General features: G+C 67.3%; 19 protein-coding genes and 1 rRNA gene. 9 read left to right on the top strand and 11 right to left on the bottom strand.

The annotated features are described in order from the left end of the window. Positions 1 to 113, bottom strand: a 16S ribosomal RNA gene (locus tag G9373_RS18865); the annotation flags it as partial. 766 nt (positions 114 to 879) lie between these two features. On the opposite strand from G9373_RS18865, the gene G9373_RS46530 reads away from it, so the two are divergent. The 3 genes from G9373_RS46530 to G9373_RS18855 all read left to right on the top strand — a co-directional run bounded on the left by G9373_RS46530 (position 880) and on the right by G9373_RS18855 (position 2070). After that, positions 880 to 1128: an alpha/beta hydrolase gene (locus G9373_RS46530; RefSeq protein ID WP_240960615.1), complete on the top strand. Its 249-nt coding sequence runs from the start codon at positions 880 to 882 to the stop codon at positions 1126 to 1128. A 279-nt stretch (positions 1129 to 1407) separates the two neighbouring features. Continuing rightward, positions 1408 to 1542: a hypothetical protein gene (locus G9373_RS47690; protein WP_259465630.1), complete on the top strand. Its 135-nt coding sequence runs from the start codon at positions 1408 to 1410 to the stop codon at positions 1540 to 1542. Positions 1543 to 1689: 147 nt separating this feature from the next. Beyond that, positions 1690 to 2070: a hemophore-related protein gene (locus tag G9373_RS18855; RefSeq protein WP_054246770.1), complete on the top strand. Its 381-nt coding sequence runs from the start codon at positions 1690 to 1692 to the stop codon at positions 2068 to 2070. A 6-nt stretch (positions 2071 to 2076) separates the two neighbouring features. On the opposite strand, the gene G9373_RS18850 is transcribed toward G9373_RS18855, so the two are convergent. The 8 genes from G9373_RS18850 to G9373_RS18815 form a co-directional block, all read right to left on the bottom strand. Further along, complete coding sequence (locus tag G9373_RS18850; RefSeq protein ID WP_054246769.1) at positions 2077 to 3057, bottom strand: 2-hydroxyacid dehydrogenase; 981 nt, start codon at positions 3055 to 3057, stop codon at positions 2077 to 2079. Continuing rightward, complete coding sequence (gene gudD / locus G9373_RS18845; protein ID WP_054246768.1) at positions 3057 to 4397, bottom strand: glucarate dehydratase; 1341 nt, start codon at positions 4395 to 4397, stop codon at positions 3057 to 3059. Before gudD ends, G9373_RS18850 begins: the two co-directional genes overlap by 1 nt. A 120-nt stretch (positions 4398 to 4517) precedes the next feature. Next, positions 4518 to 5234 carry a sulfite exporter TauE/SafE family protein gene (locus G9373_RS18840; protein ID WP_167116154.1) on the bottom strand — a complete coding sequence of 239 codons (717 nt, stop codon included), beginning with the start codon at positions 5232 to 5234 and terminating at the stop codon, positions 4518 to 4520. After that, positions 5231 to 6241, bottom strand: coding sequence for an oligopeptide/dipeptide ABC transporter ATP-binding protein (locus G9373_RS18835; protein ID WP_167116151.1), 1011 nt, complete (start codon positions 6239 to 6241; stop codon positions 5231 to 5233). The genes G9373_RS18840 and G9373_RS18835 overlap by 4 nt, the downstream gene beginning before the upstream one ends. Next, positions 6234 to 7262 carry an ABC transporter ATP-binding protein gene (locus tag G9373_RS18830; protein WP_064080937.1) on the bottom strand — a complete coding sequence of 343 codons (1029 nt, stop codon included), beginning with the start codon at positions 7260 to 7262 and terminating at the stop codon, positions 6234 to 6236. Before G9373_RS18830 ends, G9373_RS18835 begins: the two co-directional genes overlap by 8 nt. Continuing rightward, a complete protein-coding gene (locus G9373_RS18825) occupies positions 7259 to 8287 on the bottom strand; it encodes an ABC transporter permease (RefSeq protein WP_064080936.1) in 1029 nt (342 codons plus the stop codon). The genes G9373_RS18830 and G9373_RS18825 overlap by 4 nt, the downstream gene beginning before the upstream one ends. Before the next feature lie 12 nt (positions 8288 to 8299). Continuing rightward, entirely contained in the window at positions 8300 to 9226 is a 927-nt protein-coding gene (locus G9373_RS18820; protein ID WP_005256530.1) for an ABC transporter permease, read from the bottom strand. 67 nt (positions 9227 to 9293) lie between these two features. Further along, positions 9294 to 10877 (bottom strand): ABC transporter substrate-binding protein, encoded by a 1584-nt coding sequence (locus G9373_RS18815; RefSeq protein ID WP_054246763.1) that lies wholly within the window; start codon positions 10875 to 10877, stop codon positions 9294 to 9296. A 353-nt stretch (positions 10878 to 11230) separates the two neighbouring features. Between G9373_RS18815 and G9373_RS18810 the strand changes: the two genes are divergently transcribed. From G9373_RS18810 to G9373_RS18790, 5 genes are all read left to right on the top strand, one after another. Beyond that, entirely contained in the window at positions 11231 to 12235 is a 1005-nt protein-coding gene (locus G9373_RS18810; protein ID WP_167116148.1) for a 2-hydroxyacid dehydrogenase, read from the top strand. Beyond that, positions 12232 to 12627, top strand: coding sequence for a universal stress protein (locus G9373_RS18805; RefSeq protein ID WP_167116145.1), 396 nt, complete (start codon positions 12232 to 12234; stop codon positions 12625 to 12627). Before G9373_RS18810 ends, G9373_RS18805 begins: the two co-directional genes overlap by 4 nt. A 73-nt stretch (positions 12628 to 12700) precedes the next feature. Further along, a complete protein-coding gene (locus G9373_RS18800; RefSeq protein ID WP_167116142.1) occupies positions 12701 to 13156 on the top strand; it encodes a hypothetical protein in 456 nt (151 codons plus the stop codon). 162 nt (positions 13157 to 13318) lie between these two features. After that, complete coding sequence (locus G9373_RS18795; RefSeq protein ID WP_005569228.1) at positions 13319 to 14392, top strand: alkene reductase; 1074 nt, start codon at positions 13319 to 13321, stop codon at positions 14390 to 14392. Between the two features lie 387 nt (positions 14393 to 14779). Then, positions 14780 to 15169 (top strand): hypothetical protein, encoded by a 390-nt coding sequence (locus tag G9373_RS18790; protein ID WP_064080240.1) that lies wholly within the window; start codon positions 14780 to 14782, stop codon positions 15167 to 15169. 28 nt (positions 15170 to 15197) lie between these two features. Here the strand turns inward: G9373_RS18790 and G9373_RS18785 are convergent, their stop codons facing one another. Continuing rightward, on the bottom strand, positions 15198 to 15575 hold the full coding sequence (locus G9373_RS18785) for a hypothetical protein (protein WP_167116139.1): 378 nt from the start codon (positions 15573 to 15575) through the stop codon (positions 15198 to 15200). Between the two features lie 33 nt (positions 15576 to 15608). After that, on the bottom strand, positions 15609 to 16733 hold the full coding sequence (locus G9373_RS48210) for an XdhC family protein (protein WP_167116136.1): 1125 nt from the start codon (positions 16731 to 16733) through the stop codon (positions 15609 to 15611). A 183-nt stretch (positions 16734 to 16916) separates the two neighbouring features. On the opposite strand from G9373_RS48210, the gene G9373_RS18775 reads away from it, so the two are divergent. Further along, entirely contained in the window at positions 16917 to 17465 is a 549-nt protein-coding gene (locus G9373_RS18775; RefSeq protein ID WP_005569225.1) for a MarR family transcriptional regulator, read from the top strand. Positions 17466 to 17545 lie beyond the last annotated feature (80 nt).

The following is a 17545-nucleotide window of genomic DNA, read 5'->3' as shown; positions in this document are numbered from 1 at the left end:
GTGTTACTCACCCGTTCGCCGCTCGTGTACCCCGAAGGGCCTTACCGCTCGACTTGCATGTGTTAAGCACGCCGCCAGCGTTCGTCCTGAGCCAGGATCAAACTCTCCGTTGAAGACTCTAGATTTCACAGGCGAACCTGCTAATCAGTCATAGACATCGAGTCAAATCACTAGCAATCAAAAACTCAAACTAGCATTTCAAACACTGACCCCCCTCCGACGGAAGAAGGAGAAGAGCCAGCAAATACCCACACCACAACTCACAACCAAACCCGAAGGGCCAGTTGATCATCCGTGATGCGGAGTACCAAAAACATTTGGCACTGACATTCATCGACACACTGTTGAGTTCTCAAAGAACACGCACACACCATCACTTCTGGCACACTCGCCAGCCGCTCCGGGGCAACTTTTCCAGCTTATCTCATCGGACTGACCGGCGCAAACCGGCACCCGCTGAAGACATTCCGGGGTTGAAGCACAACCATACACGATGGTGAACTTCGGATTGGTCAGGCACTTCGTACAACCTCGTTGCATCACCAGGTGGTGAATGTCGGTGTCCGTGTCGCTCTGACTTGGAATAAGTTACGCGAACCGCACGCGATATTCCAAATCGCCTGGTCGCGGGTGATTCGCACGCTGGACTCCGCCGGATCTGCCATTCCTGCCGGCGTGCACCGTCAGATCAGAAGCGTGCACGCTGAGCCGGTTTCGCAGGTCCGAAAGCTCGTACGGTGGGACCGTCGCTCCCATTTCCACTCACTCTTCATCGAGGAGTGCGGCGTACCGGCAGGCACCACTCTCGACGGCACCGACATCCTTTACAAGGACTGGGGTGCCGGCCGCCCGTAGTCCTGAGCCACGGGTGGCCGCTCAATGCGGACAGCTGGGAAGCGCAGGACCGACCTCGCGGCGCTACTCGAGCACCTCGACCTTCACGACACCACGCTGGCCGGTCTCTCGACCGGCGGTGGTGAAGTGAGTAGATACGTCGAACGGCACGGGACCGGCCGGGTCGCCCAGATCGTGCTCGCCTCGGCGGTGCCGCCGTTCATGCTGCAGACCGCCGACAACCCCGACGGCATCCCGGTCGAAGCCTTCGATTCTTCGGCGCAACCGACCTGACAGTCACCCGTCCCAGGGTGTACGCGACTCGTTCTGGTCGCAGGCAAATCAGGGGGTCACCACATCGCCTACGAAGGCATCGCCGCGTTCTCGGCGACGGACTTCCGAGCTGACCTCGACAAGGTCGACGTCCCCACCCTCGTCCTTCACGTGACGACGACCAGAAAGTGCCGTTCGACATCGGCGGCAAGAAGTCATCCGCGCGGATCGACGGCGCCGTGCTCGCGGTCTACCTACACCTCGTGGCATCCCCTCACCCGAGACAAAAGGATCACAGTCATGAACAGTCACACCGCAGCACCCGACACCCTCGACCTCGTCCACGGGCTGTGGATGACCCCACACAGCTGGAAGGGCGCCTGGCTGACCCGGAGTTCGATCTGCTCCACGAACCTGTCGAACGCCGAACGTTGATCGGTGGGCTGCTGACGTGCAGCCTTCGCGCTGCGTACCATCTCCGGAGTCCAGTTCGCCGCACCATTCTCAGACGGTCCTCAGGAAAGTCACAATTCGGGCCCCTACCGTTTCCCCGGCAAACCAACCGACATGGGAGGACTCGTCATGAACGTTTCACGAGCACGTCTGCACTTCGGTATCGCCGCCGTCGGCGCGATCTCCGCCGCCCTCGTGATCCCGGGCATCGCCTCCGCCGATCCGGCCGACTCCGACTCTTCCCGCCTCGTGAACTCCACGTGCAGCTTCGCGCAGATCGATGCGGCGATGCACGACGTGACTCCGCAGCTCGCCGCACGCCTCGACCAGGCACCCGAGCGCAAGGCTCAGCTGGCGGACTTCTTCGCGAAGTCCCCGGCCGACCGCCAGGCCGTCCTCGACGCCCACCCGCAGCTGAAGAGCCGACTGGACACCGTCCCCACCGAAGGACCGGCCGTCGAATGGCGCGCGAAGGCGCTGACGATCGCCGAGACCTGCGGTAACTACTGACGCACGCTAGCCGGGGCGGACGGTGCGCAGGACCGTCTGCCCCGTGTCCAGCCTGCGGATGTTGTCGGTGATGTCGCCGACGCGGCCGACGAACGTGTGGTCGGTGACGCCGGACGAGTGCGGGGTCATCAGGATGTTCGGCAGATCGCGAAACGGCAGCGCGCTCGGGGCGCCGTGACCGCCGGCATCGGGGTACGAGTACCAGACGTCGATGGCCGCGGCCGCGATCCGGTGCGATGCCAGCGCGTCGTACAGCGGTTGTTCCCGGACGAGAGGGCCGCGCCCGACGTTGATCAGGATGCCGTCGGGGCCGAGCGCGTCGAGTTCCGCGCCGCCGATCATGCCGCGGGTGTGATCGTTCAGCGGCGCGGACACCACCACCACGTCGGACTCCGTCAGGAGCCGGAGCAGCGACGTGTTGTCTCCCGCCCATGCGAGGCCTTCCGCGGCGGCGTCGAGATCGCCCCGGCCGGTCACCGCACAGCCACCGGAACCGAACGCGCGCAGCAGGTTCCACGACCGCCGGCCGATGTGACCGAAACCGACGAATCCGACCCGCGCGCCCCGCATCGACCGGGACTGCCCGATCGCGTCGTCGTAGACCGATGTGGCCCAGACGTCGCCGCGGAGGGCGCGATCGTGCCGGAGGAATCCGCGTCGCAGCATCAGCGCCGCCGACACGATGTACTCGGCGATCGAGTCCTCGTGGTGGAAGGTGTTGGCCACCAGGGTGTCCGCGGGGAGCGCGGCGAACGCCACGTTGTCGGTGCCCGCGCCGGCGACGTGCAGCAGGCGCAGCTTCGGCGCTGCGGCCGCCATCGCCGCGGTGAACCGGCCACCCACGTACACGTCGGCGTCGGCGAGGTCGGCGACGATGGCCGACTCGTCGAACGTCCGATGCCACGACACCGTCGCACCGGACGGCAGTCCCGACTCGAACAGCTCGCGATGCGGCAGCAGGTTCCGGTCGCCGACGACGACCTTCATCAGGCGCGCACCAACGCCGGGCGCTTGCTGTCGAACGTCCAGTTCGGCACGAGGAACTGCATGCCGATCGAGTCGTCGCGCGCGCCGAGACCCTTCTGCAGGTACAGCTCGTGGGCCGCCTCGACGCGGTCCATGTCGAGTTCGACACCGAGGCCGGGCGTCGACGGCACGGTGAGGTAGCCGCCTTCGATCTCGTACGGGTCCTTGGTGATCCGCTGACCGTCCTGCCAGATCCAGTGGGTGTCGATGGCGGTGATGTCGCCCGGAGCCGCGGCGGCGACGTGGGTGAACATCGCGAGCGACACGTCGAAGTGGTTGTTGGAATGCGAACCCCACGTGAGGCCCCACGCATCGCAGAGCTGGGCGACGCGGACGGATCCGTTCATCGTCCAGAAGTGCGGGTCGGCGAGCGGGATGTCGACGGCGCCGGAGCGGATGGTGTGCCCCATCTCGCGCCAGTCGGTAGCGATCATGTTGGTGGCGGTCGGCAGTCCGGTGGCGCGCTTGAATTCACTCATCACCTCACGACCGGAGAAGCTGCCCTCGGGGCCGACGGGGTCCTCGGCATACGCGAGAACGTCTTTCAGTCCGCGGCACGTCTCGATCGCCTCCGACAGCAGCCAACCGCCGTTGGGGTCGAGGGTGATCCGGGCGTCGGGGAACCGCTCGGCCAGCGCCGTCACGGCCGCCGCCTCCTCGCGGGGCGCCAGGACGCCGCCCTTGAGCTTGAAGTCGGCGAAGCCGTACCGCGCCTGGGCCGCCTCGGCGAGCCGCACGACCGCGTCCGGTGTCAGCGCCTCCTCGTGCCGCAGGCGCAGCCAGTCGTCGGACTCCGCCGCACCCGACCGGTACTCGAGGTCGGTCTTGTTGCGGTCGCCGACGAAGAAGAGATAGCCGAGCGCCCGCACCTTCTCGCGCTGCTGACCCTCGCCGAGCAGGGCCGCGACGGGAACACCGAGGTGCTGCCCGAGAACGTCGAGGAGTGCCGACTCGACGGCGGTGACGGCGTGGATCGCGACACGGAGGTCGAACGTCTGGTTGCCGCGGCCCGCGGCGTCCCGGTCGGCGAACGTGCGTCGCAGATCGGCGAGAACGCCGTTGTACTCGCCGATGCCGCGCCCCGTCACGATCGCGCGGGCGTCTTCGAGAGTACGGCGGATCGGTTCACCGCCGGGCACCTCGCCGACACCGGTGTTGCCGTCGGAATCGGTGAGGATCACCAGGTTCCGGGTGAAGTACGGGGCATGCGCGCCGGACAGGTTCAGGAGCATGCTGTCGTGTCCCGCGATCGGGACCACTCGCATGTCGGTGACGACCGGGGTGGTGCTCGTTGTACTCATCTCCGAAACCTTCCTTCACAGCGCAGCGCCGCCCGTGAGGCGCCTCACAACGAAAACTCTAAGTGGCCCGATCGATACATGTCCAAGACTTGTTGAGCATCGAACGATGCAGACACTGCATCAGAGAAGTTGCTGTCCGATCAGCATCAACGCACCTACACAGGACACCGTGATCGACGCCCGGCGCAGGCGCGCCGCGTCCAGGTGGCGATTCACGAACCGCGAGGCCACGTAGCCGAGCACCGTCGCCGGGATCAGCAGCAGGAACATCACCGCCGACTCGCGGTGCACCGACCCCGTCGCGGCGAGAACGGCCACCGACAGTGTGGAACCGACCAGGAAGAACGCGCTCATGTTGCCGCGCAGCTGCGCCCCCTTCGACCCCTGCATCACCAGTGCCATCGGCGGTCCGCCGATCGACGTGGCCGTGCCGAGCAGACCCGACGCGGCGCCGGCGACGGCGAGGTTCCGGCGTCGCGGCGGCGGTGCCCAGCCCCGCGTCGCGAAGACGACCCCGGCCAGCACCACGGCGGCGAGCAGCAGCGACAGCCCCCGTTCCGGCAGCACCACCAGCAGCAACGCGCCCGCAATCGTGCCCGGCACCCGGCCGGCCAGGGCCCACCCGGTGCCCGATAGATCGAGGGCGTCGCGTTCCCGCCACACCACCATCACCGTGACGACCGTCGCCGTCATGATCAGCGTCCCGGGCAGCAGGCCCGGGTCGACGAGCGCGACGACGGGTGCGGCGAGCATCCCCATCCCGAAGCCGATCGACGCCTGCATGCACGAGGCGAGGAAGACGGCGAACGCGATGATCGCGAACTCCGCCCCGCTCACCCGACCGCGACGGGGACGCCGAGTTCGATCGGACGCCGGGGGTGGTGACATTCGGCGACATGGCCGCTCTCCCGCTCGTCGACCGCGGCGGGCGGCACGGTGCTCGCGCAGATGTCGGTCGCGTGGGCGCAGCGGGTGCGGAACCGGCAGCCCGACGGCGGGTTCAGCGGCGACGGCACTTCACCGTCGAGGATGATCCGCTTGCCCCGGGATTCGGCGTCCAGCTTCGGCGCCGCCGACATCAGGGCCTCGGTGTACGGGTGCGCGGGACGGTCGAAGACGGCGTCCGTCGCACCCGTCTCCACGATCCGCCCGAGGTACATCACGGCGACGCGGTCGGCGACGTGCCGGACCACCGACAGGTCGTGCGAGATGAACACGTACGAGATGCCGAGTTGCTTCTGCAGGTCGTTCAGCAGGTTGAGCACCTGCGCCTGCACCGACAGGTCGAGCGCCGACACGGGTTCGTCGCAGATGACGACGCTCGGGTTCAACGCCAGGGCGCGGGCGATTCCGAGTCGCTGCCGCTGACCGCCGGAGAACTCCTGCGGGTACCGGTGCTCGTCGCTCGGCCGCAGACCCACCAGGTGCAGCAGTTCCCGCACCCGTGCCGCCCGGTCGCGGCTCGTCTTGTACATCGTCTTGTGGGTGCGCCACGGCTCGGCGATGATGTCGGCCGCCGACATCCGGGAATTCAGCGACGCGTACGGGTCCTGGAACACCATCTGCACCCGGCGGCGCAGCGCGAGCAGGTCCTTGCCCTTCAGCGGGAACGGGTCGACGCCGTCCCACGTCACCGAACCGGAGTCCGGGCGCTCGAGCATCATCAGCGTGCGGGCGAGAGTGGACTTGCCACAACCCGATTCGCCGACGAGCCCGAGCGTTTCGCCGCGGGCGAGGTCGAGGTCGATGCCGTCGAGCGCGCGCAACTGATTCTTGCCCGCCGCGTTGGCCGGCACCTTGAACGTCTTGGTGAGGCCCCGCACCTTCAGAATCGACTCAGACATGCGAGATCTCCTCGGGGAAATGGCACGCCGAGCGGCGACCAGGTGTGGCGACGTCGGCGAGCGGCGGTCGGGTGGTCCGGCACAGGTCGCGGGCCAGTGGGCAGCGCGCCTGATAGACGCAGCCGGACGGAATGGAGTGCAGGTCGGGCGGGGTGCCGCCGATGGATTTCAGGTCCTCCCCGCGGACCGCGTGCACGGGGACCGAATCGAGCAGCCCCTTGGTGTACGGGTGCTGCGGCGACGAGAACACCTCGGCGACCGGACCGGTCTCGACGACGTTGCCCGCGTACATGATCGCGACGCGGTCGGCCTCCTCCGCGACCAAGGCGAGGTCGTGGGTGATGAGGATGACAGCCATGTCGTGCTCGGTGCGCAGGTCCCGCAGCAGCGACATGATCTGCGCCTGCACCGTGACGTCGAGCGCCGTCGTCGGTTCGTCGGCGAGCAGGACCGTCGGGCTCAGTGCGACGGCCATCGCGATCAGCAGGCGCTGCCGCATGCCGCCGGAGAACTGGTGCGGGTAGGAGTCGACGCGCGATTCGGGCTCGGGAATCCCGACCCTCTCCATCAGCGAGACCGCTTCCCGTCGCGCCTCTTTCGAGGACAGCCCGCGATGGATGCGGAACGGTTCGGCCAACTGCTTGCCGACCGTGTACACCGGGTTGAGCGCGGTCAGCGCGTCCTGGAACACGATGGCGAGTTCGGTGGCGGCGAGGGTGCGGCGGGTCCTGGCCTTCGCCGTCACCAGGTCGACGTCGCCGAGACGGACCGAGCCGTCGGTGATGTCGGCAATCGGTTCGAGCAGGCCGACGAGCGCCTGCGCGGTCATCGACTTGCCGCACCCCGACTCACCGAGCAGCGCGAGGGTCTCCCCGCGCCGCGCGGTGAACGACACGTGGTCGACGGCCCGGACCGTGCCCGAGGGGGTACGCAGGTCGACGGTCAGATCCGCGACCTCGAGGGCGACGCGGTCGGTGTCTGCGACGTCGAGCGATTCGACAGCCGGTGCGGGTGCACTCATGAGACGACCTTTCGGGTGGGGAACAGCCGGGAGCGGCGTGACCGCGGGACGGTCAGACGCCAGCGCTGGGCGGGGTCGGTGGCGATCCGGGCCCACGCCGCGAGCACGGTCGCCGACACGGTGGTGATCACGATGGCGAGACCGGGGAAGAACGACAGCCACCAGGCCGTCTGCAGGTACGTCCGGCCCTGGGACACCATCAGGCCCCAGCTGATGTCCGGCGGCTGGATGCCGATGCCGAGGAAGCTCAGCGACGACTCGGCGAGCATCACGTAGCAGAAGTCGAGGGTGGCGACGGTGAGCAGCGTCGGCAGCAGGATGGGGAACACGTGCCGGCGGATGACGGCCCCGCTGCGGGCGCCGAACGTGCGCGCGGCGTCCACGAACAACCGGCTCTGCAGTTCCGCCGACTCCGCGCGGGCGGTGCGGAGATAGATCGGGATGCGGGTGATGGCCAGGACCAGGACGATGTTCGCGGCACTGGGCGAGAACACGTACAGAACGACGACGGCCATCAGCAGCGACGGGAAGCTCATGATGACGTCGGCGACGCGCATCGCCGTCGTCTCCCGCCAGCCGCGGTGGTAGCCCGCCCACATGCCGACGAGGGACCCGACGATGCAGGACAGCGCGACCGCGGGCAGCGCCACCAGGAGGGTGGTCCGGCACGCGACGATCAACCGGGCCAGCATGCTGCGTCCGAGCGGGTCGGTGCCGAGGATGTTCATCCACCCGTTCGCCACGTGGAACGGTGCGAGGTTGGACTGGTCGAGGTTCTGATCCGTCGCGGCGTCGCCGACGAGCCACGGGCCGAAGACGGCGACGAGGAACACGAACACCAGGATCGCCGCCGCGACCGTGGCCATCCGGTCACGCAGGAGCAGTCGCCACAACGGTGCCTTGCTCCGGGAGGGCTTCGGTGCCGGAACGGACTCCTCGACGGGGGCCGCGACGGCAGGCGTCTCGTCGGGGCCCGGGTAGAGGTCGCCGGCTCCGTCCAGGCGGGGTGCGTTGTCTATGGACATCTCGGCGGCCTCCTAGACCTTGGACTTCTCACGGACACGCGCGTCGAGAAGTGCGTAGCCCGCGTCGATCAGGATGTTGAGAACGAAGATGCTGACCGCGGTCAGCAGCACCGCCGCCTGCAGGACGGCGAAATCGCGCTGCAGGATCGCGTCGATCATCAGCTTGCCGATGCCGGGCCATCCGAAGATCGCCTCGACGACGACGGCGCCGTTGACCAGGCCGACGGTGAGGTCGCCGGCCACCGTCAGCGCCGGAGCCGCGGCGTTGCGGAGCGCGTGATGGGTGACGACGCGCAGGTCTCCTGCGCCTTTGCTCCGAGCAAGACGTACGTATGGTGCGGACAGCGCCGACACCATCGCGCCGCGGACCACCTGGGTGAGCACGCCGAGCGGGCGGATGAGCAGCGTGGCGATCGGCAGGATCCACGACAGCGCGCTTCCGGTACCCGACGTGGGCAGCACCCCCAGCACCACCGCGAAGATCCACACGCCGGTGATGGCGAACCAGAAGTCGGGGATGCTGGCCGCGGTCATCGACAGCAGGCTCGAGATCCGGTCGGCGAGCGAATTCGGCCGGTACGCCGCCCAGCAGCCGATCACGATGGCGCCGATGATCGCGAGCAGCATCGTGAAGAACGCCAGCTGCAGCGTGGCCGGGAACGCCCGCAACGCCATGGTCGCGGCGGATTCACCGGTGCGCAGCGATTCGCCGAAGTCGAGGTGGGCAACCCCGGACAGGTAGTCGACCATCTGGCTCAGGACCGGCTTGTCGAGGCCGTTCTCGGCCGCGAACTCGGCGCGCTGATCCGGTGTCGCGGAGACCGGGAGGTAGAGGTTGGTCGGGTCGCCGGTGAGGCGGGCGAGCAGGAACACACCGAAGAGGACGACGAGGAGGGGTACGAGGCTGGTGTAGACGCGTCGGCGCAGGAAGGCGAACATGACTCACCGCCTTCGGATCGGGTTCGGTTGGGACATCTCAGTTCCTCCGGGGGGCTGGGAAGAGGGGTTAGCCGTTCGCGGATGTGTCCGCGTGGGTCATCTCGCTCAGGCGCATCTCGTCGCCGGTCGCGGAGTTGGGCGCGTACTGCACGGTCGGGGACTTGGCGAGCACCGCGTTCATGTGGGCGATGTACGCGAACTGCCGGATCTCCTTCGGCTCGTTGGCCAGTACCGAGGCGAACGCGTCCTGCCGGGCGTCGCCGACGAGTTGCTCGGCGGCGTCGATCTGCGCGTCGTATCCGGGCGAGCCGAAGTAGCTCTGGTATCCGTCGCTGCGCATGTACTGGTCGACGGTGAACTGCGCGTCACCCGCCTGGTTGCCGTGCTGGATCATCAGCAGAATCGGTCCGGTGCCCTGCGGGAACGGCCGGATCTGGTACTGCATCTGCCCGGCCGTGTCCATCATCTCGATCTTCACGTTCAGGCCCGCCTTGCTCAGCGAGTTCTGGATGACCTCGATGGTCTCGTTGATCTTCGGGAACTGGCCCGTGCGCCCGATCAGGCGGATCTGGTTGTCGACGGGAACGCCGTCGGCCTTCGCCTCCGCCACCAGTTGCGCGGCGCGATCGGAGTCGTAGGGGGTCGGCTGCAGGTCGGGGTCGAACCCGACGATGCTGCTGCCGACGAGTTGCCCGGCCGGCTCGCCGAGGCCCTGGAACAGTGCCTTGACGATCCCCTCCCGGTTGACGGAGAGGTCGATGGCCTCGCGGACGCGGTAATCGTCGAGCGGAGGTTCGGTGGCCATCATGCGTAGCGCCGTCGTCTCGTTGTTGGGGTAGGCGACACCGAGGTCGCCCGCGCCGTCCTCCGGACCGAGGTACGTGGCGAGTTCGGCCTCGTCGTTGGTGACCATCGCGGCGCGGACGCTGCCCTCGGTCCGCCACTGGTAGATCGCCCGCGTGTACTCGGGCGCCGTGCCCCAGTACGTGTCGTTGCGGACCAGCGCGAGTCGCTGCCCGTGATCCCAGTAGTCGATCTTGTAGGGGCCGGTGCCGATGGGATCGCGCACCTTGTCCTGGGCGTCGGTGGTGGAGGGCACCATCTCCACGAACGAGATCCGCAGCGGAAGGATCGGGTCGGCGACGGGAGTCTGCACCGTCACGGTCGACGGGTCGATCGCGTTCACCACGAGTTCGTCGTCGCCGAAGACGTACCCGTCGACGTCGCAGCCGATGGTGGAGTTGACGGTGCGATCAATCGAGAAGGCGGCGTCCTCGGCGTCGAAGACGCTGCCGTCGCTGAACGTGACGCCCGGATGGATCCGGAACGTCCAGACCGTGTCCGACGTCTGCTCCCATGAGTCGGCGAGCTTCGGTTCGAGATCGCCGGTATCGGCGTTGCGTTCCACCAGCGGCTCGGTGATGTTGGAGCGGACGACGACTCCGGTTGAGGTCAGTGACGCGTCGCAGGGTTCGAGCGTGGGCGGCTCCTGCGGGAGCACGATCCGCAACGTGTCGGGGCTGGCGGCGTCGCTGTGGCTCGAATTGGCCACCGAGCAACCTGTGACCAGAGCCGGCACCGTCAGTGCGGCGGTGGCCACGACGACGGCGCGGTAACGGGTTCCCTGCTGCAGCGAACGTGCAGGGCTCATGGTGTCCTCCGTAGGGATGTGTCGCGTACTCGACGCGAGTGAAGAGGGCCCGCCTGTGACGGTAGACACACGCTATGAGCGGCGCGGAGGAGCCGTCAACAGGGGGAAACGGCGCGAAACGGCTCGTGAGGGCGGTCACACGCCTGATTGATGGAGACTGCGATCACCCCGGCAGGCCCCTGACCGGCGCATACAGGGGGTTACGGCATCTGCGCACGTCAACGCGCCGCCAACCAATGCCGTTTGAGTATCGATCCATGTTATTTACGTGTTGGACAGGTATTCCGGGCGCCGCTTAACGTACGGGTAACCGGTGACGCGGAGAGTCGCGTCACCACTCGCCAGGAGGCACGATGGTGACCGCTGAGTCGTCCGTGAAAGAAGCTGCTGTACAGACTGTTTCGGGAGGACGCGTCCTGAAGGTCGGGCCGCTGAAGCCGTCCCTCACCGCGACGCTCGCCGAGAAGTACGACGCACTCGACCTCCCGCTGGGCGACGACCGCACCCGCTTCCTCGCCGAACACGGCGAGTCCGTCACCGCGGTCGTGACGTCCGGCCGCACCGGAGTCGACGCCGCACTGATGACGGACCTGCCGAACCTCGGTGCCATCGTGCACTTCGGAGTCGGTTACGACACAACCGATGTCGTGCTCGCCGAGGAACTCGGAATCGGCGTGAGCAACACCCCCGACGTCCTCACCGACTGCGTCGCCGACACCGCCGTCGGATTGCTGATCGACACGCTCCGCGGCTTCTCCGCCGCCGACCGCTTCGTGCGTGACGGCCGCTGGCCCGCCGAGGGCAACTTCCCCCTCACCCGGAAGGTGAGCGGCACGCGGGTCGGCATCGTCGGGCTGGGACGTATCGGCTCCGCCATCGCCACCCGCCTCACCGGCTTCGGTTGCACGATCTCGTACCACAATCGGCGCGAGGTTCCCGGCTCCCCGTTCGCGTACGTCGGCTCGGCCGCCGCACTCGCCGCCGGGGTGGATGTGCTGATCGTCGCCGCAGCGGGCGGCAAGGGCACCGAAAAGCTCGTGGACCGCCAGGTTCTCGAGGCCCTCGGACCCGACGGCTACCTGATCAACGTGGCACGCGGAAGCGTCGTCGACGAGGACGCGCTCGTCGAACTGCTCACCGAACGCAAACTCGCCGGTGCCGGACTGGACGTATTCGCAGGGGAACCGCACGTTCCCGAAGCGCTGCTCGCCCTCGACACCGTCGTCCTCCTCCCCCACGTCGCGAGCGGCACGACCGAGACCCGGGCCGCGATGGAGGCTCTCACCCTGCAGAACCTCGACGAATACCTCACCCAGGGCACCCTGACCACCCCCGTACTCGAGCCGAGGTCACGATGAGCGTCATTCTCAGCTACGTTCCGACAGTCGAAGGTCGTGGCGCCCTGGCGTTCGGATTCGCCGAAGCCCGCATGCGTGCAACCGATCTCGTGGTGATCGCCGACGGCGACAGCGCCTCGAATCCCGGCTTCGGGGCCGAACTGCACTCCGCAAGGGAGGAAGCGGACGCAGCCGGCGTCGACTACCGCATCGCGCGGAACGAACCCGACCGCTCCCATGGCGACAACCTCATCGACGCGTCCTACGACTCCGCCGCCGAACTCCTCGTCCTCGGCATGCGACGACGCTCGCCCGTCGGCAAACTCCTCATGGGTTCCGTCGCCCAGCGTGTGCTCCTCGAGGCGCAGTGCCCGGTCGTCGGCGTCAAGCCGCCCGTCGCAGCAGAGGTCTGAGCCGCCCGGACGGGGTCGGATCACCGGCCCATCCGTAACCCTCACGGCGCCGAATACCTGCCGTGGGACAGCCATGATCGATGGGCCTCAACGCGCCGACGGCGCGGAACTGGGCGGTCGCCTCCTGACCTTGGTCGGCGACCGCGACTTCCAGGCGCTCGCACCCGAGATCTCCCAGATCGCGTGCGACCACGGCAGCGACCGGTCGGCGTTCACGGAGGTCGTGGCGTGGATCGTCACCACCATCGCCGACCTCATCGCGGATCCGGCCTCGAGCGTCAACGATGCCGTCGACAGCTTCATCGGCGTCGTACCCGTCGTGCACGACACAGCCGCGCTGAACGAGGAGTTGCCCGCGCCCGCCGAGTGGCTGTTCACCGCCGTCGTGAGACACCTGCAGAGCAGGCACCGGGCGGGATCCGATCCCCCGCCGCCCGTGCCTGCCGACACCGCACTCACGCGCATGCAAGCCCTCGTCGAAGCGTTGCTCTGGCTCGACGCCCTCCTCGAGTGCGACCACAGCCTGTAGGCGAGCTCGAGTCCCTGGCTCGGGGACGGTGCCCTCGCGGTGACGGCCGTCTCGAGTCGGAATAGCCCGGCCCGTGTGCCCGTTCCCCTAGTGGATCCCGATACTGCGCGGCGGCACCGAGAACGGCGCTGCCGAACACGACCTACGGAAAGACCGATATTTGTGAATCTCTTCTCCCCCTTGACACTCGGCGAACTCGAACTGCCCAACCGGGTCGTGATGGCACCCCTGACCCGCGTCCGCTCCGGGCGTGACGGCGTGCCCGGACCGCTGGTGGTCGAGCACTACCGACAGCGGGCCTCTCTCGGTCTGATCGTCAGTGAAGGCACCTACCCCAGCCACGCCGGCCAGGGCTTCCCCGGCCAGCCCGGGCTGGTGACACCCGAGCAGGTTGCGGGCTGGAAGAACGTCGCCGACGCCGTGCATGCGGCCGGTGGACGGATCGTCGCGCAGGTCATGCACGCCGGCCGTGTGACCCACGAGGGAACCACCGGCGGTCACGAGGTCGTCGGTCCGAGCGCCGTCGCCATCGACGGCGAGACCCGCACCTACGAGGGGAAGGAGCCGTACCCGGTGCCCCGCGCGCTGGGTACCGAGGAACTCTCCGCCGTCATCGAGGAGTTCGTCCAGGCATCGCGGAAGGCGGTGGCAGCCGGGATGGACGGCGTCGAAATCCACGCCGCGAACGGCTACCTGCTGCACGAATTCCTCTCCCCGGCATCCAACCTGCGTGAGGACGCGTACGGCGGCTCACCCGCGAACCGGGCACGCTTCGTCGTCGAGGTGTTCGAGGCCGTGGCAGACGCCATCGGCGCCGGCCGGGTGGGTATCCGCATCTCGCCCGAACACAACATCCAGGACGCCCTGGAACTGGACGCCGACGACGTTCAAGCCACCTACGGCGCGCTGGTCGACGCCATCGCTCCGCTGAAGCCCGCCTACCTGAGCATTCTGCACAAGGACCCGTCCGGGCCCCTGGCGCAGGACCTGCGGACGCGCTTCGGCGGCCCGGTGCTGATCAACAGCGGTTTCGGGGCGATCACCACCCGCGACGAAGCGCTGGCAATCCTCGACGACGGCCACGGCGATGCCGTCGTCGTCGGGCGTCCCGCGATCGCCAATCCGGATCTCGTGCGGCGCTGGCAGGAAGACCTGCCGCTCAACACCCCGGACCCCCAGACCTTCTACTCGGAGGGCGCGAAGGGCTACACCGACTACCCGGTGTTGCAGCACTGAGCTGTCCCCAGGCCGACACGCTGTGGCCCATGACGCCAGGTCATGGGCCACAGCGCTATCCGACGGACGCCCCCGCGTCGCGTATCCGGGTCCGGCACCGTACGGTTAGTCGTAGTTGAGTACACAGCTACCGAGTTCACGGGCCGCCCGGCGTGTCCGTGTTCCAATCGGGCGTACCAACTGTGCACGCTGTGCCAGGACGCCCACCTCGAAGGTGGCCGACAGTGAGAGCACCATTCCGCACGACGCTCTCACAGCCGAAGCTCCCGACGAACAGTTTTACTTCTATCTTCTCGTGACCTGTCGGAGGAACTGCATTTTCGGACCACTGAACTCCGGGCCTGCTCTGCCGCGGCGACGCTCACAGAAGTTGAAAGGTGATCGTTCATGCCACTCACCCTGGAGCACACCACTCGTTACGCCGATGCCCTGATGACGCTGGCCCTGGCCGCGCACCGCCCGGCCACCGTCGTCAACACCGGCACCGGATACGCCGTCCGGGTCGATTTCGAGCGCGGTATTCACCTGCTCGCCACCAATGCACCCGGGGATCTCAGTTCCGATCCGGACGCGCAGAACCCCTGGGTCGTGAGTTTCTTTCAGAAGCAGCCCGCCGCCGAGGACACCCGGCTCGTGACGGTGACCGGGGAATGGCTCGTCGACGCATTCGACCAGGCCCTCGCGATGATGCCGATTTCGGGGATCGCCGACGACCCGGATGCGCAACCCACCGAACTGCGCCTCGTCGGCACGGATGTCCACGACCTCGCTAGGTAACACCGCCTGACGGGGCTACATCCGCTCGTCACCGCCCGGCAGCAGACCGTCTACCCCCACCGGGTAGGCGGTCTGCGAGTCTCCCCAGCCGCTCGACCGCGGGCAGCGCCTGCGCGATCTTCTCGGCGTCACGGGCAATGATCTCGGTGCTCTGGTCGATGCCCTTCGCGCTGACGGCGAGCCCCTCCGCGGTCTCCGCGATCTGCTTGGCCGCGTCGAGCAGTTCGGACAGGTCGTCGAGCGCGGGCCCCAGACGGTCGATCAGCACCCCGATCTGCCGTATTCGGAGCATCACCGTCGTGACGGCGTGTTCCCACTCGCGGATCTCGCTCGAGACGTTCTGCAGGATCTTGATGGGAGGCTCCTTGTCGGTGCTCGGCGGCCGGGCCTGGCGACGCGCATCCAACCTATCTGTTACTCCCAGTTTCCCGTACTCGGCCTAGCTGCTCAGATCGTGGCCGGTGGCCGCGCGCGCGTAGGAGTGGAGGCTGGCGATCACCCCGGCGCGGAACAGCGCATCGATCTGGTGGTTTTGGTCCTGGTCGGCGCTGGAGATCCGCGGGTTACCGGGATGGGGGTCATCTTTGTATGAGCACATTGGCGCGGACCGTCTGGCGATGATTTCGGCGGCGATGGAGATGGCGGTCTCGGCTGGTCCGCGGTTGCCGATGTCGAGGCCGATTGGGCTCGACAGTGCGGTGAGGTGTTCGGGGCGGAGGCCGCCTGCGGTGAGTGCTTGCCGTCGGTTGGTGTCGGCGGTGAGTGACCCCATGGCGCCGATGTAAGCGAGGGGTTGTGCCCATTTGGTTTTGTCGAGGCATTCGAGGAGGACGGGAATGTCGATTTTGGGGTCGTGGGTGAGAACGACAATGACTGTGCGGGAATCGAATCGGCCTTTGTTGCGCTCACTTATGATCCAGTCCGACGGCCATTCGCACACGACCTCGTCGACATCGGGAAATCGTTGCGATGTCGTGAACACGGGGCGGGCATCGCAAATGGTGACCCGGTAGCCCATTCGGGTACCGACTATCCCGGTTTCCGCGGCGAAGTCGGTCGAACCCACGATCACCATCCGTGGCCGGGACTGGAAGCGGCGTATCAGCGTTCCGGAGGGGGTCAGGCCGGTGGGGGCGTCGAGTTCGTTTGCGATGCGGTGGGTACCTGCTTCCGGTCCGGTGAGGACCGTCTCGAGGATGACGGTTTCGTCGCGCAGTGTCCCTTCCATGAGGTCGGCGAGTTGCGGCATGGTCTCGCGGTCTACGCGTTCCACGAGCACGGTCAGCGACCCGCCGCAGGTCAGTCCGGGTTCGAGGATGTCGCCGGTGGGGCCGTAGTGCTCGATTCGGGGGTGGCCGGTGGTGAGGACGTCGAGGGCGGTCTCGTAAAGGGCGCCTTCGACGCAGCCGCCCGAGATGCTGCCGACCACGGTTCCGTCCTGATGGACTGCGAGCATGGCGCCGGGGTCTCGCGGGGATGACCCGTGAGTGGCGATGACGGTGGCGACAGCGACAGCGCGGTGTGCTTCCCATTCGGTGTGGATGTCGCGAAGGACGGTGTTCACGAGTGCCTCGCAATTCTGTTCGCGTCACGGTTCCGGCGACCGGGGCTGGGGAGCCGTCGCGGTGGTGGCGAGGATCGTACAATAGTTTTGCGCAAAGATAAGTCCTGAAATTGTCGGTGAGCCGGTCGCCGGTAGGCGAGACTGATTCGCGGCACCGTGCCCGTATCGAATCTGGAGTGTGAAGTGGCCGAATCGGATCGGGTGGATGGGGTCGGTGAGATCATCCGGCAGTGGGCTCGGACGCGTCCCGAGCTGGACGTGTCGGCTTTGGAGATTTTCGGACGGCTGCATCGGAGTTTTCTGCTGTACCGGGCTCAGATCAATGAGCTGTTCGAACGGTTCGGGACGAACGAGGCGGGGTTCGACGTTCTCGCCTGCCTTCGGCGTGCGGAACCAACGTTCCGCCGCACTGCCGGGGAACTGGCGAAGCAGACCTTGATCACCACGGGTGGCCTGACGATGCGGGTGAACCGGCTCGAGGATGCCGGCCTGGTACTGCGCGAGCGCGATGACATCGACTCCCGCGTGGTGTATGTGACGCTCACCGACGCGGGCCGGAAACTTGTCGACGCTGTCTCGGATGCGCACTTCGCGGAGCTGGCGCGGATGCAGGGTGGCCTCGAGGGTGGTCAGCGCGAGCAGCTCGCCGATCTTCTGTCCGTCCTCGAGGGCTCCTTACAGGCTGCCGCATCGGAGAATGTCGCCAAGTCGCTCGGCGCAGCGTCTGCATAGAGCTCGAATCCAATATGGGCGATCGTGGGGCCTCCCGGGTCGCTTGACGTGGTCGCAGGGCGTTCTTGGGGTGGTGCAGC

Origin of the sequence: Rhodococcus sp. A14 (genome assembly GCF_011603105.1) — a bacterium.
Lineage (GTDB): Bacteria > Actinomycetota > Actinomycetes > Mycobacteriales > Mycobacteriaceae > Rhodococcus_F > Rhodococcus_F opacus.
The sequence above is the reverse complement of the archived record's forward strand: the minus strand, read 5'-3'. Positions and strand labels throughout refer to the sequence as shown.

What these genes read in the sequence shown, in the direction of transcription:
- G9373_RS18855 (WP_054246770.1), top strand. Translation starts at nt 1,690, where the DNA reads ATGAACGTTTCACGAGCACGTCTGCACTTCGGTATCGCCGCCGTCGGC.
- G9373_RS18810 (WP_167116148.1), top strand. Translation starts at nt 11,231, where the DNA reads ATGGTGACCGCTGAGTCGTCCGTGAAAGAAGCTGCTGTACAGACTGTT.
- G9373_RS47690 (WP_259465630.1), top strand. Translation starts at nt 1,408, where the DNA reads ATGAACAGTCACACCGCAGCACCCGACACCCTCGACCTCGTCCACGGG.
- G9373_RS18800 (WP_167116142.1), top strand. Translation starts at nt 12,701, where the DNA reads ATGATCGATGGGCCTCAACGCGCCGACGGCGCGGAACTGGGCGGTCGC.
- G9373_RS18830 (WP_064080937.1), bottom strand. Translation starts at nt 7,262, where the DNA reads ATGAGTGCACCCGCACCGGCTGTCGAATCGCTCGACGTCGCAGACACC.
- G9373_RS18850 (WP_054246769.1), bottom strand. Translation starts at nt 3,057, where the DNA reads ATGAAGGTCGTCGTCGGCGACCGGAACCTGCTGCCGCATCGCGAGCTG.
- G9373_RS18835 (WP_167116151.1), bottom strand. Translation starts at nt 6,241, where the DNA reads ATGTCTGAGTCGATTCTGAAGGTGCGGGGCCTCACCAAGACGTTCAAG.
- G9373_RS18825 (WP_064080936.1), bottom strand. Translation starts at nt 8,287, where the DNA reads ATGTCCATAGACAACGCACCCCGCCTGGACGGAGCCGGCGACCTCTAC.
- G9373_RS46530 (WP_240960615.1), top strand. Translation starts at nt 880, where the DNA reads ATGCGGACAGCTGGGAAGCGCAGGACCGACCTCGCGGCGCTACTCGAG.
- G9373_RS18790 (WP_064080240.1), top strand. Translation starts at nt 14,780, where the DNA reads ATGCCACTCACCCTGGAGCACACCACTCGTTACGCCGATGCCCTGATG.
- G9373_RS18805 (WP_167116145.1), top strand. Translation starts at nt 12,232, where the DNA reads ATGAGCGTCATTCTCAGCTACGTTCCGACAGTCGAAGGTCGTGGCGCC.
- gudD (WP_054246768.1), bottom strand. Translation starts at nt 4,397, where the DNA reads ATGAGTACAACGAGCACCACCCCGGTCGTCACCGACATGCGAGTGGTC.
- G9373_RS18815 (WP_054246763.1), bottom strand. Translation starts at nt 10,877, where the DNA reads ATGAGCCCTGCACGTTCGCTGCAGCAGGGAACCCGTTACCGCGCCGTC.
- G9373_RS18820 (WP_005256530.1), bottom strand. Translation starts at nt 9,226, where the DNA reads ATGTTCGCCTTCCTGCGCCGACGCGTCTACACCAGCCTCGTACCCCTC.